General features: G+C 61.5%; 16 protein-coding genes and 1 tRNA gene. 3 read left to right on the top strand and 14 right to left on the bottom strand.

The features are described 5' to 3' along the window. Positions 1–192: 192 nt before the first annotated feature. A complete protein-coding gene (locus ACWNZ3_RS03360; protein WP_496901178.1) occupies positions 193–954 on the bottom strand; it encodes a hypothetical protein in 762 nt (253 codons plus the stop codon). A gap of 219 nt (positions 955–1,173) precedes the next feature. Further along, positions 1,174–2,973 carry a translation elongation factor 4 gene (lepA, locus tag ACWNZ3_RS03355; protein WP_496901177.1) on the bottom strand — a complete coding sequence of 600 codons (1,800 nt, stop codon included), beginning with the start codon at positions 2,971–2,973 and terminating at the stop codon, positions 1,174–1,176. Positions 2,974–3,269: 296 nt separating this feature from the next. Between lepA and ACWNZ3_RS03350 the strand changes: the two genes are divergently transcribed. Continuing rightward, positions 3,270–3,656, top strand: coding sequence for a hypothetical protein (locus ACWNZ3_RS03350; protein WP_496901176.1), 387 nt, complete (start codon positions 3,270–3,272; stop codon positions 3,654–3,656). A 165-nt stretch (positions 3,657–3,821) separates the two neighbouring features. On the opposite strand, the gene ACWNZ3_RS03345 is transcribed toward ACWNZ3_RS03350, so the two are convergent. The 9 genes from ACWNZ3_RS03345 to ACWNZ3_RS03305 form a co-directional block, all read right to left on the bottom strand. Continuing rightward, positions 3,822–4,409: a GNAT family N-acetyltransferase gene (locus ACWNZ3_RS03345; RefSeq protein ID WP_496901175.1), complete on the bottom strand. Its 588-nt coding sequence runs from the start codon at positions 4,407–4,409 to the stop codon at positions 3,822–3,824. Position 4,410: 1 nt separating this feature from the next. Continuing rightward, a complete protein-coding gene (locus ACWNZ3_RS03340; protein ID WP_496901174.1) occupies positions 4,411–4,803 on the bottom strand; it encodes a ketosteroid isomerase-related protein in 393 nt (130 codons plus the stop codon). An 8-nt stretch (positions 4,804–4,811) separates the two neighbouring features. Next, positions 4,812–5,273, bottom strand: coding sequence for an arsenate-mycothiol transferase ArsC (locus ACWNZ3_RS03335; protein ID WP_067294184.1), 462 nt, complete (start codon positions 5,271–5,273; stop codon positions 4,812–4,814). Positions 5,274–5,276: 3 nt separating this feature from the next. Continuing rightward, on the bottom strand, positions 5,277–5,756 hold the full coding sequence (locus tag ACWNZ3_RS03330) for a UPF0262 family protein (protein WP_269367680.1): 480 nt from the start codon (positions 5,754–5,756) through the stop codon (positions 5,277–5,279). A 142-nt stretch (positions 5,757–5,898) separates the two neighbouring features. Continuing rightward, complete coding sequence (gene hisD / locus ACWNZ3_RS03325; protein ID WP_496901173.1) at positions 5,899–7,200, bottom strand: histidinol dehydrogenase; 1,302 nt, start codon at positions 7,198–7,200, stop codon at positions 5,899–5,901. A gap of 274 nt (positions 7,201–7,474) precedes the next feature. Then, entirely contained in the window at positions 7,475–7,981 is a 507-nt protein-coding gene (locus ACWNZ3_RS03320; RefSeq protein WP_496901172.1) for a GNAT family N-acetyltransferase, read from the bottom strand. Further along, positions 7,971–8,441: a DUF2948 family protein gene (locus ACWNZ3_RS03315; protein ID WP_496901171.1), complete on the bottom strand. Its 471-nt coding sequence runs from the start codon at positions 8,439–8,441 to the stop codon at positions 7,971–7,973. The genes ACWNZ3_RS03320 and ACWNZ3_RS03315 overlap by 11 nt, the downstream gene beginning before the upstream one ends. Then, positions 8,438–9,709: a UDP-N-acetylglucosamine 1-carboxyvinyltransferase gene (murA, locus tag ACWNZ3_RS03310; protein ID WP_496901170.1), complete on the bottom strand. Its 1,272-nt coding sequence runs from the start codon at positions 9,707–9,709 to the stop codon at positions 8,438–8,440. Before murA ends, ACWNZ3_RS03315 begins: the two co-directional genes overlap by 4 nt. Position 9,710: 1 nt before the next feature. Continuing rightward, the gene (locus tag ACWNZ3_RS03305; protein WP_205388098.1) at positions 9,711–9,881 is read right to left on the bottom strand and encodes a hypothetical protein; all 171 of its coding nucleotides are present in this window, start codon (positions 9,879–9,881) and stop codon (positions 9,711–9,713) included. A gap of 86 nt (positions 9,882–9,967) precedes the next feature. Between ACWNZ3_RS03305 and ACWNZ3_RS03300 the strand changes: the two genes are divergently transcribed. Then, a tRNA-Thr gene (locus ACWNZ3_RS03300) sits at positions 9,968–10,042 on the top strand. Between the two features lie 392 nt (positions 10,043–10,434). Here ACWNZ3_RS03300 and ACWNZ3_RS03295 read toward each other — a convergent pair. Further along, entirely contained in the window at positions 10,435–10,848 is a 414-nt protein-coding gene (locus tag ACWNZ3_RS03295; protein WP_269367675.1) for a Cu(I)-responsive transcriptional regulator, read from the bottom strand. A 94-nt stretch (positions 10,849–10,942) separates the two neighbouring features. Then, positions 10,943–13,402: a heavy metal translocating P-type ATPase gene (locus tag ACWNZ3_RS03290; RefSeq protein ID WP_496901169.1), complete on the bottom strand. Its 2,460-nt coding sequence runs from the start codon at positions 13,400–13,402 to the stop codon at positions 10,943–10,945. A gap of 213 nt (positions 13,403–13,615) precedes the next feature. On the opposite strand from ACWNZ3_RS03290, the gene ACWNZ3_RS03285 reads away from it, so the two are divergent. Then, complete coding sequence (locus ACWNZ3_RS03285; protein WP_496901168.1) at positions 13,616–14,608, top strand: aldo/keto reductase; 993 nt, start codon at positions 13,616–13,618, stop codon at positions 14,606–14,608. A gap of 2 nt (positions 14,609–14,610) precedes the next feature. Here ACWNZ3_RS03285 and ACWNZ3_RS03280 read toward each other — a convergent pair whose 3' ends face one another. Then, on the bottom strand, positions 14,611–14,793 hold the full coding sequence (locus ACWNZ3_RS03280; RefSeq protein WP_114272831.1) for a hypothetical protein: 183 nt from the start codon (positions 14,791–14,793) through the stop codon (positions 14,611–14,613). Positions 14,794–14,807: the final 14 nt, after the last annotated feature.

Here is a 14,807-nt window from a genome sequence, read left to right as displayed (position 1 = left end):
CCCGCCCCGTGGGGGCGGTTCGGGCGCTGCCAAACCCGTGGGGTTTGGCATTTGGATATCAGCACCTAGTAGAGTGTCATCCTTTCCGGCAATTTTCTAAACTCAAAACCGTTCGCTTCACTATAAACGAGAGTTCCCTGTAAATTAGACACTATTAGTGAAACTGGCGTGGTGTCTGCATCATAGATTAAGTCAGGCGTGGAAATCAGATAGTCGACCCGCAGATATCCTGACAAAGTCAGCAGCGAATGCTATTGATGATAATGCAATCAGAATATCGTCAACATCAATTCTATGATTTGGCACACTTTTTTCATACCCATCCCAAAAATCAGACGATAGACTAAATCTGAATGCCGTGCTGGACGCAGAGTAAAACACAGCGGCTGCGGCAAATAACCCCGAAAGAAGTATTACTGCAATCCCGCGAACTAGCCCTATATAGCTTAGCGAGAACATTGAGATTGTAAGTCCAGCCGAGATCATATTCCTATGCGTTTCGTAAAACTGGATTCCTGAGATCTTGTGCAAGTCTGACTTTAGTAGGTTGGAAAACCTTGCGTTCTGCCGACCAAAATAAGCTACCTTCCTGAAGTGTTCAGAAATTTCTGTAGCTGATTTAAACTTTCGTGAATGGGCACCAAAGCCAGTGAAGGCTACGTAAATTCGACGGTAACCGCGTCGATAATATTTAGCTTCAACGACCGACTTGTGGGACCACGAAGCCAAGCCGTAAATGAATTGCGGGATGTATCTGGCCATGAACCCGAAAAGAATAAGTTCAGTAGCAAACTTCAAACCAATCGATGCTCTTATGCCAGCATCGATGACCGCGGCAAATGAGGTAGGTAAGGCATAACTGAAACTGGCAACGTGCAGTGGTATTGTCGAAAATAAAGCGCCCAATACGAATAACAGCTTCTTCCATTCAAAGTTTTCCAGATCGAAATTCACCTCATATCTCACTAACATACAACGCCAGTTTGCGCCCGATCCATCCTGCATGGGCCGGAACAGTTACGCAATATATTATCCTCACCGGAATGTCAGATGTAGATCCTTGTTGTTCGACGCAAGCTGCATTGTTAGGGGAACTTCCCAAACACAACCAAGCGGGAACGCGCACTACTCCGCAACACCCAGCCTCCCGCGCGCTTTAAAAATGGCCAGCCTTTAGCTGTCCATCTTCAACGCTGAAATAAAGGCCTCTTGAGGGATATCCACTTTCCCAAACTGGCGCATCTTCTTTTTACCCGCCTTCTGCTTCTCCAGCAGCTTCTTCTTCCGGGTCGCGTCCCCACCGTAACACTTGGCCGTCACGTCCTTGCGCATGGCACTCAGAGTCTCACGGGCGATGACCTTGCCGCCAATCGCCGCCTGGATCGGGATCTTGAACATGTGGCGCGGGATCAGGTCTTTCAGCTTTTCGACCATGGCGCGGCCCCGCGTCTCTGCCCGGTCGCGGTGGACCATGGTGGACAGCGCATCGACAGGTTCGTCATTCACCAGGATCTGCATCTTGACCAATGCGTCCTGGCGGTAGCCGATCATCGCGTAGTCAAAGCTCGCATAGCCCTTGGTCACCGATTTCAGCCGGTCGTAAAAGTCGAACACCACCTCGTTCAGCGGCAGGTCATAGACCACCATCGCGCGCGACCCGGCATAGGTCAGGTCCATCTGGATGCCCCGGCGGTCCTGGCAGAGTTTCAGCACGTCGCCAAGGTATTCGTCCGGCACCAGGATCGTCGCCTTGATGCGCGGCTCTTCGATGTGGTCGACATAGGTGAGATCGGGCATGTCGGCAGGGTTGTGCAACTGTTCGACCTGACCGTCCTTCATGTGGATGTTATAGATGACCGAAGGCGCGGTGGTGATCAGGTCGATGTCATATTCACGCTCGATCCGGTCGCGGATGACTTCAAGGTGCAGCAGCCCCAGAAACCCGCAGCGGAAGCCGAAGCCCAAAGCCGCACTGGTTTCCATCTCGAAGCTGAAGGAGGCATCGTTGAGCGCGAGTTTCTCGATGCTGTCGCGCAGGTCCTCGAAGTCATTGGCATCCACCGGAAAGAGACCGCAGAAGACAACCGGTTGCGCAGGTTTGAAACCCGGCAACGCCTTGTCGGTGCCTTTCTTCTCATGCGTGATCGTGTCGCCGACACGGGTGTCGCGCACCTGTTTGATCGAAGCGGTCAGGAAACCGATTTCGCCCGGTCCCAGCACGTCGATCTCCGTCATCACCGGGCGGAAGACACCGATGCGGTCGACGTGGTGTACCGATCCGTTCTGCATCATCTTGATGCGGTCGCCCTTTTTCAACTGACCGTCCATGATGCGGACCAGGACGATGACGCCGAGATAGCTGTCGTACCAGCTGTCCACCAGCATCGCCTTCAGGGGCGCATCCAGCGTGCCCTTGGGCGCGGGCAGATGGTGCACGATGGCTTCCAGCGTCTCATGGATGCCCTGCCCGGTCTTGGCCGAGACGCGGATCGCGCCCGAGGCGTCGATGCCGATCACATCCTCGATCTGTTCGGCCACGCGGTCGCACTCGCTGGCCGGCAGGTCGATCTTGTTGAGGATCGGCACGATCTCGTGGTCCGCGTCGATGGCGTGATAGACGTTGGCGAGCGTCTGCGCCTCGACCCCCTGGGTGCTGTCGACGACCAGCAGCGATCCTTCGACCGCGCGCATGGAGCGTGACACCTCATAGGCGAAGTCGACGTGGCCGGGCGTGTCGATCAGGTTGAGGACGTAATCCTCGCCATTGTCGGCGGTATAGTTGATCCGCACGGTCTGGGCCTTGATGGTGATGCCCCGTTCGCGTTCGATGTCCATGCTGTCGAGCATCTGCGCCTTCATGTCGCGCAGGGAGACGGTATTCGTCTCCTGGATGAGCCGGTCGGCGAGCGTGGATTTCCCGTGGTCGATATGCGCGACGATGGAGAAATTGCGGATGTGTGAAAGCGGTGTCATGTATGGGGATATGGCGCAGCGCGGGGCAAGCGTCAATTGGTCAAAACACAGCGTAACAGGTTCATCCGGACGGGTCAGATGCGGCTGCAACGGCCGCGCTTCATGGCCAAAGCGGCTTCCGACGGCAATTTTCCCGAATTTGCCATGCAAACCCTTCAGCGGGGTCCGAGCCGCACCGGTGGAACGGCGCGCAATCAAACGTGAATTGCCCCGCCATCCCGATTCAGGCATACTGCGCAGCAGAGCAAATAGGGACCATCAAGGGGCAAACCCCACGGTCCGGGCAGAGGGCAGTTATGATGATGCGTATCGGTGTGGCGCTTGTCGCCGTTTTGGGGCTGGCCGCCTGTGGGGGTGGCAGCAGGTATTCCAGCAGCAAAGCAACGGGTTACGGTGGCGGCTATTCACCCGCGCCGGTGGTTGTTCCCTTTGCAAGCGGACCCATTCAGAAGGCCTGCCTGGCAGACGGACGCAAGGAGGCTTCCAGAACCCGCTGCGGCTGCGTGCAGGCGGTGGCGGACCAGTCGCTTTCCGCGGCGGACCAGCGCCGGGGGGCCAAGATGTTCCGCGACCCCCATCAGCTGCAGGAAATCCGCCAGTCGGACAATGCCAACAATGAACGCTTCTGGAAGGCCTGGAAAGAATTCGGCCAGAACGCCGCGGCGATCTGCGCCCAGACCTGACCTCACCGGAAGGCGAATTTTTTACAGCGTTTCGGGATAAACTTGAAACATCCAACATCACTTTTCGCGTTCGACCGAAGGGAGAGGCAGCGAACAAGTGATTCAGGTATATCCCGATGCGCCATAGAAAAAATTTGCCCGGAGTTTTCCAAAACTCCGGCGCCCTCACAGATCGCGGATCCAGAATTGCAGGGGTTTCGGCGTCTCTTCGCTCTCGCCCTGGTCTTTCCAGTGAAACGCGGCGACCACGCCGTCAAGCGGCTGGTATCCCCGTCCCCGCCAGAAGGCATCGAGCGGGCGGTAGCCAGTGGGGCGCGCCGGGTGATCCTCGGGCCGGATCACCGCGCAAAAGCAGCACCTGGAAAAGCCCTGGGTGCGGGCGTGGCGCTCTCTCGCATCAAAGAACCGATGCCCGATCCCCTGGCCCCGGTAGCCGGGCAAGAGCACGCTTTCGGCGCAATAGAACACCTCTGACAGGTTGATGCCGCTGGGGGCAAAGGCGGCGGCGAAATCATCCGCGTGATCCGTCAATGGCGTCCCGGTGCTGGCCCCCACCAGCCTTTCCCCGTCAAACGCCCCGACGACAATGGCCCGGTCGCTGTCGCGGTAACTTTGCAGATACCGCTCCTCATAGGCCAGATCCCCGTCGTAGAGATAGGGCCATTCGGCAAAGACCGCGATGCGCAGCCGCGCCACCTCCGGCAGCGCCTTCGCCAGCGCCGCACCGGTAAGCGGCGTGATCCGCAAGCCCATCTCAGCTGACCTGCGCGGTCCAGTCCGCCAGATTGTAATAGGTGGTGATGCGGCTGATTCTGCCGTCCCGCAGGTCAAAGAATGACCCCGCCGGCAGCCGGTAGCTCTGGCCGCGCGCCTCCGGCAGCCCCGCGTCCGTTTCAAGGTAGCTGCCGTTGACCGTGTATTCCGCCGCCGCCCGCGTGCCTTCGGGGTCAGAGAAAACCACCATATCGGTCAGGTTCTCTTTGTAGCAGCGGCTCATATGGGCGCAGAAGTCCGCGAATTTCGCCTTGCCTTCGCGCACCTTGCCCTCGTTGACGTGATGGGCCACGTCATCGGTCAGGCAGGCCAGCATCCCGTCGGTGTCGCCTGCGTTGAAAGCATCGAAATAGGTCTTGATGATGTCAGCCATGGGGAATCCTAATTGTCAGGGCATACCGGGTCGCCGAAGCGGTCGATCAGGCGGGTCTTGATCTGGTCGCGGGCGGCGCGAAACTGAACCAGCTTGGCCTCGCGTCCCTCGCCGAGGCCCGTCGGGTCCAGAATCGGCCAGTATTCAACCTCAAGGTGGAAAAACCGCGTCAGCTCCAGCGCCCGGCGCTGGCTTGCCGGGGACAGGGCGATCACCAGATCGAAGGAAGACAGGTCATCGCCCCATTGCTCCATCTCGTCGAAACTGCGCGAGCGGTGGCGCGACAGTTCGACACCGATCTCGGCGCAGACCGCGATGGAAAAGCCGTCGATCTCCAGGTCGTTCTTGACGCCCACGGATTGCACGTAGGTGTCGGTGCCATAGAACTTCTTCATGATCCCTTCCGCCATGGGCGACCGCACCGCATTATGGTCGCAGCAGAACAGCACGGACTGGGGAAGCGCCGCCATCGTTCAGCCGCCGAAATGCAGGACGCAGATCAGGGTGAACAATCGGCGCGCCGTGTCGATGTCGATCTCGGCCTTGCCCTCCAGGCGTTCCTGCAGAACGCGGGAGCCTTCGTTGTGGATGCCGCGACGGGCCATGTCGATGGTTTCGATCTGGCTGGGCGGCAGTTTCTTGACCGCGTCGAAATAGCTTTCGCAGATCTGGAAATAGTCTTTGACCACTTGCCGGAACGGACCCAGCGACAGATGGAACTCCGCCGCCTTCTCGGCCTTCTCGGTCGCCACGTCGAACACCAGGCGCTTGTCGCGGATCGACAGGCCAAGGTGATAGGGCCCCTCGGGAACGGGGCGGTCGTCCCGGGCCGGGATGACAAAGTGGTTGTCTTCCAGCAGGTCGAACATCGCGACCTTGCGTTCCTGCTCTATCTCGGGCGTCGGGGGGGGCAGGTTGGCATCGTCAAGGACAATATGGGAGATGCGGGACATGGAAAGACCTCAGGCAGGAAAGTCGCATAGGCATAGCGCAGCAGGCCCCAAGGGGCAATCGCGCTCGTATTATCGAATTTCGCGATAACGCGGGCGGCCTGCCTGGCCGAACGGGGGGCCGGACGGCACCCGTCGCTCCCGCCTATTGGTTCAGCTTTTTCAGACGTGCCGTGACGCTCAGACCATGCGCCTGAAGGCTTTCGGAGGCTGCCAGGGTTTCGGCGGCAGGACCGATCGCGCGTAGGGCCTCTGGCGTCATCCGCGCCAGCGTCGTGCGTTTCATGAAATCCAGCACCGACAGGCCGGATGAGAATCGGGCAGAGCGCGCCGTCGGCAAAACGTGGTTCGGGCCGCCGACATAATCGCCAATGGCCTCCGGCGTCCATTGACCGAGAAAGATGGCCCCGGCGTGGGTGATCTGTGCGCTCAAGCCATCAGGGTCGGCCACGCAAAGCTCCAGGTGTTCGGGTGCTACTCGGTTCGACAGCTCCGCCGCCGTGGCGAGGTCCGGTACGGTGATGACCGCCCCGTTGTCACGCCAGGATGCGCCCGCAATCGCCCGCCGCTCCAGCGTTTCAAGGTATTTTTCCACCGATGCCACAACCGCCTGCCCGAAAGCCGCATCCGTGGTGATCAGAATGCTTTGCGCGCTTTCGTCGTGTTCCGCCTGGCTGAGCAGATCAAGGGCAATGAAATCCGGGTCGTTTGCCGCATCCGCAATCACCAGGATTTCGGAGGGGCCCGCGATCATGTCGATGCCAACCTTGCCGAACACACGGCGTTTGGCCGCCGCGACAAAGGCGTTGCCGGGGCCGGTGATCTTGTCCACAGGCGCAATGGTTTCGGTGCCATAGGCCAGCGCCGCCACGGCCTGTGCGCCGCCGATGCGGTAAATCTCCGTCACGCCGGAGAGTTGCGCGGCCAGCAGGACCAGCGGGTTCAGCACGCCATCGGGTGTCGGCACCACCATGGCAAGGCGGTTGACCCCGGCAACCGCGGCAGGGATGGCGTTCATCAGGACGGAACTGGGGTAGCTGGCCAGCCCGCCAGGGACATAGAGCCCTGCCGCCGATACCGGCGACCAGCGCCAGCCAAGTGTTGCGCCGGTCTCGTCCGTCCATTCCGCATTGTCCGGCAATTGTCGCGCGTGATAGGCCCGGATGCGCGCGGCGGCGGTTTCAAGGGCGGCGCGTTCGGCGGCGGGTACGGTTTCGACGGCCTGCGCAACCTCATCGGCGCTGATCGCCAGTTGATCGGCGGTCAGGGCGATCCGGTCGAATTTCTCCGTCAACTCGATCACCGCGGCATCGCCCCTTGCGCGCACATCCTCGATGATCCGGGCCACGGTGGCATCCACATCGGGGCTGTCCTCGCGCTTGGCGTTCAGCAGGGCGGCAAAACCATCCTCAAAGTCGGGCTGGCGTTGATCTAGAAACACGGGCATGGGCGCATCCTTTTGCTGGCCCGTGCATAGCCGCCACATCGCCAACCCTCAAGAGCGTGCGGGAGGTCGGGTGCCAAGGCGGGCATCGCCCGACCTGGAGGGCGTTCGGAACCTATACGCGGCGCAGAACACTTCATCACGCAATTCGGCTGCGTCCTGGCAGAGCGTGTAATATCGCCCTCCTGGGGGGAGGTCGGGCGATGCCCGGCTTATGCCGGGCGGGGGCGCTTTTGGATCACGCACCGGCTAACGGGACGGCGGGCAGTGCCGCAGTTCAGGTGGCGCGCGAGGCAGATGTCAGGATCATCATCAGGTCGTGTTCCGGACCGTTCGCGCCCATGATCGCGTTGGGCACCCGGCCCACCCGCACGAAACCGTGTTTTTCATAGATGGCGATGGCGCGCCGGTTCTCTTCGTTGACGTACAGTTCCGGCTGCCAGATGCCGACGCGATCCGCGTATTCCAGCACTGCGCGCAGCAACTTCTGGGCCACCCCCGTTCCCTGAGCATCCGGTATGACATAGAGCGGCCCGATTTCCCCGCGATGGGACGACCGCCCGGCATGACGGTTCATACCGATCAGACCGACGGGCCTTTTGCCTTGAAAGGCCAAGAACCTGTCACCCTGCGCCAGACGGTCTGCGTCTTGTGCCAAGGGGATCGCTTCATGCTCCGCCAGTGAAGGAATGAACGCAGAGGGGAACCGCGCGATACCGTCACGTCTGAGCGCGCGCCAGATCCTGGCGTCCGCGGGTGACGCGACGCGAACCTCAGTCGTCATGCCGGGGCAATTTGCCGGAGGGTGCAGCATAGGGCCGCGTCACGTCGCGCAGCGTGACTTCCAGCGCCTCGACGCTCAGCCGTATCGCCCCATCCCCGGCCAGTGTCAGGGTCACCTGACCGGAGGGCGCATCCGTTTCATCGAAACCGATGCTGAGCAGCGACAGGATCGTATCGGCATCGCCCTTTGGCACCCCCTGCGAGGCAACCTGCTGCACTGTGTCGAACACCAGCAGCGATTGCACGCGCTCGGGCGCATGGCGTTCCTTGCCCGCGTCCTCCCACCGGACCCGGTTGAGAAGCAGCGCAAAGCGCGCGCCCTTGCGGTCCCAGCGCATTTCGGAAGCCGGAAAGACCGCATCCTGCGTCAGCGATGCAATGACCCTGAGATCATCCGCATCCAGCGCACCGATGTTCAGCGGGGCCTCGCGGCCGTCTTCAAACCTTGCGTCCTCGGTCATGCGTCCTTGATCCGTTCAATATCGGCACCCACGCCCGAAAGTTTGGCCACCACATGTTCATAACCCCGGTCCAGATGGTAGACCCGCGCAACCTTGGTTTCGCCCTCTGCCGCCATCCCGGCAAGAATCAGCGAGATCGACGCGCGCAGGTCCGTCGCCATGACCGGCGCACCCTTGAGTTTGTGGACCCCCTTGACCGTCGCATGGCCACCATGCACTTCGATATCGGCCCCCATGCGGATCAGTTCCGGCGCATGCATGAAGCGGTTCTCGAAAATCTTCTCCTCCAGCACCGACGTGCCCTCTGCGGTGCAGAGAAGCGCCATCATCTGCGCCTGCAGATCGGTCGGGAAACCGGGAAAGGGGGCGGTCGTGACATCAACGGCACGGATGCGGCCATTCTTGCGCGCGACTTTCAGCCCCTTGTCCGTTTCGGTCACGGAAATACCCGCCGCGTCCAGCTTTTCGCAAAAGGCTTCCAGCAGGTCGATCCGCCCGCCCAGGCATTCCACCTCGCCCCCGCAGAGTGCGGGTGCCAGCATATAGGTGCCCAGTTCGATTCGGTCCGTGACCACGCGGTGCGTTGCCCCGTGCAGACGGTCCACCCCCTGGATCTCGATCCGCGATGTGCCGTCGCCCTCGATCTGCGCGCCCATGGCCCGCAGGCAGGTGGCCAGATCAACGATTTCAGGCTCGCGCGCGGCATTGTTGATGACGGTGGTCCCCTTGGCCAGCGTGGCCGCCATCATGATGTTCTCAGTCGCGCCGACGGAGGCGAAGGGAAAGTCGATCACCGCGCCCTTAAGCGTGCCTCCGCTTGCCTTGGCATGCAGGTATCCGTCGCGCAGTTCGATCTCCGCGCCCATTTTCTCAAGCCCGTCGGTGTGAATATCCATCGGGCGCGCCCCTATGGCGCAGCCGCCGGGCAGAGACACCTCCGCATGTCCTTCGCGCGCGAGGAGCGGCCCCAGCACGAGGTTGGAGGCCCGCATCTTTCGCACGATATCGTAATCGGCGTGGGTGCTGATCGCACCATGCGATGACAGGGCCAGCACCAGCCCGTCCTGCAGCGATGTCGCCTCCGCCCCCAGGGAGCCCAGCAATTGCGTCATCGTGCGGATGTCACTGAGACGTGGCGCATTGGTCAGCGTCAGCGGTTCCTCGGACAAGAGCGTCGCGGGCATCAGGGCAAGGCAGGCGTTCTTGGCACCCGCAATCGGAATTTGCCCCTGCAGCGCGCCACCGCCTTTGACCAGAATTGAATCCATCTTAACTGCTTTCCTCGTTGGAGCCTTTGCGGCTTTCCGTTGTGTCCTGTGCCGCCCGCGCACGCATCTGCGCCTTGCGCCGCGCCATGTTTGCCTTCAGCGCGGCCTTGAGCCGATCCTCACGCGGGGATGCTTTTTTGACGGGTATTTTCGGGTCCTGCCGCTCTGCCATGCAGCGTGTCTAACTCAGCGGCCCCGAGCCGTCCAGATTGGGGTTGCACGATTGTCGGTTTGCGTCTAATCACCCCGCTCATCGGCGCTGCTGTAGCTCAGAGGTAGAGCACTCCCTTGGTAAGGGAGAGGTCGAGAGTTCAATTCTCTCCAGCAGCACCATTGACCACCTCCTCCGAAAATACCCAAGGCCCTGATAGGCAACACTTTTCAGTGCCCGCCACATGCCGCAATTCGAGCGGATGCAAAACTCTCTGCTGAGGCGAGCCTGAGCAGCGACCCACGCCGCGCAGAATCCACGATTTGTCATAGACTTCAACGCCCTGAGGAATTATCGGAGCGCGTTCAATGCCCCTCCAGACGTCCCTTTGTGGGATGAAACTTTTTCAGCGGCCTCAAAAGCAGGTTCTCGGCGCCTGCCAGCCTTTCGAATCTGGTTTCAGAGCCTGAGCGGAGACACCGTTGGCTTGAACGATCCAGCCAGCCACCCGGCTGGACATCTCAGGTCGCACCGGACCTTCCCTGCAACCTGCAGACAAGACCCGAATACCAGATCAATCCGGTTCGCCGGATAGGGGATCAGACCTTCCGTTCAATCCGTTCAGGATCGCGCAATGCGGGTCGTCGTCGCCGGGGCATTGGGAGATCAGTGTTTCCAACTGCCCTTCCAGCGCCTGCAACTGGCCGATCTTTGATCGCACGGTGTCCAGATTCCGCAGCGCCAGCGCCTTTACATCGCGGCTGGCCCGCGCGGGATCGGCGTTGAGGTCCAGAAGCCTGCGGCATTCCTCCAGCCCGAAACCCAGATGCCGGGCCTGAGCCAGCATCCGCAATTGCGTGATCTGCTGGTCGCCGAAATCCCGGTAGCCGTTTTCGGCCCGTTCCGGTTCCACAAGGCCGATTTCCTCGTAATAGCGGATCGTCTTGACGCTCAGACCTGTCTCGGTGGCGGCCCGTCCGATGTTCATGGGCAAACTCCATTTCCCCCCGGTACGGGTTCCACCAGCGGGGGGCTCAATTCAGATGCATCCTCTGCCGACAACATAAGAGTTCCGTCACCTTTCACAACTTCTGCGCCCTGAGCCGCAGCGCGTTGCCGATGACCGAAACGGAGGACAGGCTCATCGCGGCGGCCGCGACCATGGGCGACAGAAGCAGCCCCAGGAAGGGGTACAAGATGCCCGCGGCAATCGGCACACCGGCAGAGTTGTAGACAAAGGCAAAGAAAAGGTTCTGGCGAATGTTGCGCATCGTCGCCTCCGCCAGCTTCCGGGCGCGCAGGATGCCGGTCAGCTCGCCCTTGACCAGCGTGATCCCGGCACTTTCCACCGCCACATCCGCACCGGTGCCCATGGCGATGCCCACATCGGCCTCTGCCAGTGCCGGGGCGTCGTTGACACCGTCCCCGGCCATGGCGACCGACAGGCCCTCGCCCTTCAGCGTCCTGACCAGGGCCGCCTTTCCCTCCGGGCTGATGCCCGCATGTACCTCGTCGATCTGCAATTCCCGCGCAACAGCCTCGGCGGTGCCTTTGGCATCCCCCGTAGCCATGACGATGCGCAGGCCAAGGTCATGCAGCGCGCGGATCGCCTCGGGCGTTGTCTCCTTGATCCGGTCGGCGACAGCAACCAGACCGGCCAACTGCCCGTCCAGGGCCACGAACATCGCGGTCTTGCCCTCGGACTGCAGCTGCTCTGCCCGACCGGCAAGCGCCCCGGTCTGCACCGAGAGATCCGCCATCAGCGCCGCATTGCCCAGCGCCACCTTGCGGCCCTCCACCGTCCCGGTCACGCCCTTGCCGGTGACCGCCTCGAAATCGCTGCAATCCTTCCGGGCCGCGCCACGCTCTTTCGCCCCGGCGACAAGCGCCTCGGCCAGCGGGTGCTCGGAGCCACGCTCCAGCGCCGCGACCAGGGACATCAGTTCAGCCTCGTCCATGCCTTGCGGCACCACGTCGGTCAGGCTCGGCCTGCCTTCCGTCAGCGTGCCGGTCTTGTCGACAATCAGCACATCCACCTTGGCGAAACGTTCCAACGCTTCCGCGTCACGGATCAGCACCCCGGCATGGGCCCCGCGCCCGGAGGCCACCATGATCGACATCGGCGTCGCAAGGCCCAGCGCACAGGGGCATGCGATGATCAGGACAGAAACCGCTGCCACAAAGGCATAGGAGAGCGCGGGCGACGGGCCAAAGGCCCACCAGGCGGCAAAGGCCAACAGGGCACAACCCACCACGGCGGGCACGAAATAACCTGCCACCCGGTCGGCCACCGCCTGGATCGGCGCGCGGGAACGTTGCGCACTGGCGACCATCTGCACGATCCGGTTCAGGGTGGTATCCTCCCCCACATTCTGCGCTTCCATCAGGAAGGAGCCCGACTTGTTCAGCGTCCCGCCGGTCACAGCTTCGCCCGCGGTTTTCTCGACCGGCACAGGCTCCCCGGTGATCATGCTTTCATCAACGAAGGACCGCCCCTCGGTCACCACGCCATCAACCGGCACGCTTTCACCTGGCCGCACCCGCAGGATATCGCCGCTTTGCACTTCTTCCAGCGGCACATCCTCTTCCGTCTCGCCCGATACCCGGCGCGCCGTCTTGGGCGCGAGGTCCATCAAGGCTCGGATCGCGTCACCGGTGCGTTCGCGCGCCGCCAGTTCCATCACCTGCCCGACCAGCACAAGCACAAGAATCACCGCCGTCGCCTCGAAATAGACCGGCGTCATGCCCATGCCATCCTGCATCTGCGCGGGCAGGAGAGCGGGGACAAGCAGTGAAACGATCGAAAACAGATAGGCCGCCCCCGTGCCCAGGCCGATCAGCGTCCACATGTTCGGGCTGCGGTTCAGGGCGGAATTCCATGCGCGTCTGAAGAAGATGCGGCAGAACCAGACCACCGGTGTCGCCAGGGAAAACTGCAGCCAGCCAAAGGCCCGATGCCCGATCCACTCGGCAAAGGGAATGCCGACATGCGACCCCATTTCCAGCAGGAAGACTGCCAGCGCCAGCGGCGCGGTGATCCAGAGCCGCCGTTTGAAATCGACGTATTCGGGGTGCGGGCCACTGTCGAGGCTGGGTGTCATCGGCTCCAGGGCCATGCCGCAGATCGGGCAGTCGCCGGGATGATCCTGCACGATTTCAGGGTCCATCGGACAGGTGTACATCGTGCCTTCCGGGGCCGGTTCGGGCGCTGGCCGGTCGCCAAGGTAGTTTTCTGGCGCCGCATCGAATTTGTCCTGGCACCCGGCAGAGCAGAAATAGAACCGCTCGCCTGCGTGCTTCGACATATGGGCTGCCACTGCCCTTTCCACCGTCATGCCGCACACCGGGTCGGTTGCGCTGCGATAGGCTTCGGGGTCGGCCTCGAACTTGTTCATGCAACCGGCACAGCAGAAATGATAGGTCCGGCCATCATGAACCGCTGTCGGTTTGCCCGCATCCGGATCAACCGTCATCCCGCAAACGGGGTCGCGGATGATGTCATTGTCAGATTGCCCGTTCCGGGGTGCCTGCGCGTCGGCCATGGCGGATACCTTCCTCGTTCAGTCGTGGTGATAACAGCGATGTAGGGTCTCCAGTAGCTGGAGGGTCAAGGGGCACTTCCGCTACATTTGTCGGATTTTCCACCTATCTGCTTGCAGACACCTGAATTGGCCGTTTTTCTGACGACGACAGAAACACCCGACACCTGCTGTCCTGATCTGCCCCGGCCGATCAGACGCGCAAAGGAACAGCCCATGAAGACAATCCAGCTTGGCCCCGATGGCCCATCCGTTTCACAATTCGGCATCGGCGCGATGTCCTTTGCCGGCATCTATGGGGATGCCAGCGTCGCGGACAGCCACGCGGTGCTGGACGCCTGCCGCGCGGCGGGCGTCAGCCATATCGACACATCGAATGTCTATGGCAACGGACGCTCGGAAGAGATCATCGGAGACTGGTTCGCCAGGACCCCCGGCGCGCGGCAGGACATGGTTCTGGCGACAAAGGCGGGCATCACCCGGTCACCGGACCGGCGGTTCAACAATGATCCCGACTATCTGGAGGCCGCGCTGGACGAAAGCCTGCAAAGGCTGGGGGTGGATCATGTCGATCTGTTCTATATCCACCGTTACGACCGCAGCCACAGCCCCGAAGAGGTGGCAGGCACGCTGAAACGCCTGATGGACAAGGGCAAGACCCGTGCTGTCGGCTTTTCCGAAATCGCACCATCCACCCTGCGCCGGGCCTTTACCGAATGCCCCATTGCGGCGGTGCAATCGGAATATTCCCTGTCCACCCGCGCGCCGGAACTGGGGCTGGTGCAGACCTGCCGCGCGCTTGGCACCACGCTGGTTGCCTTTTCACCGGTCGGACGCGCCTTTCTGACCGATGCGCCCTTCAGCTTTGACAAGGTGCAATCGCTGGCCTTCACCAAAGGCAATCCGCGGTTCATGCAGCCGAACTACGACGCGAATATCGCTGCCACGGATGGTTTCCGCGCGCTTGCGGCAGATATGGGGGAACCCGCCGCCGCCCTCGCGATTGCATGGCTGATCGCACAGGGCGACCGGGTTCTGCCGATTCCGGGGACAAAGGACCTGTCCCACCTGGCAGAACTGATCCGGGGCACAGAAATCGACCTCTCAGCCGAGGATCTGGTGCGGATCGAAACCGTGCTGCCGGTCGGCTGGGCGCATGGTGACCGCTATAACGCGGCCCAGTGGGAAGGGCCTGAAAGATACTGCTGAAATCAGCAGCCACAGCCCGCCGGTTTGCCGCTGGAATCAAGCGACCCTGAACAGCATTGCTGGCCATTGGTCAGCGAACAGCAATAGACCGTGCTGCCCTGCACGGTCTGAGCAGTGGCGCATTGCGGCAGGGCATCCGCCTGGGGCGAGGACAGAACGGCAAGCAGGGAAATGACTTTGGTCATGGTATTTTCCTTTG

Source organism: Sulfitobacter sp. IGS-18, from assembly GCF_059628195.1.
The sequence above is the reverse complement of the archived record's forward strand: the minus strand, read 5'-3'. Positions and strand labels throughout refer to the sequence as shown.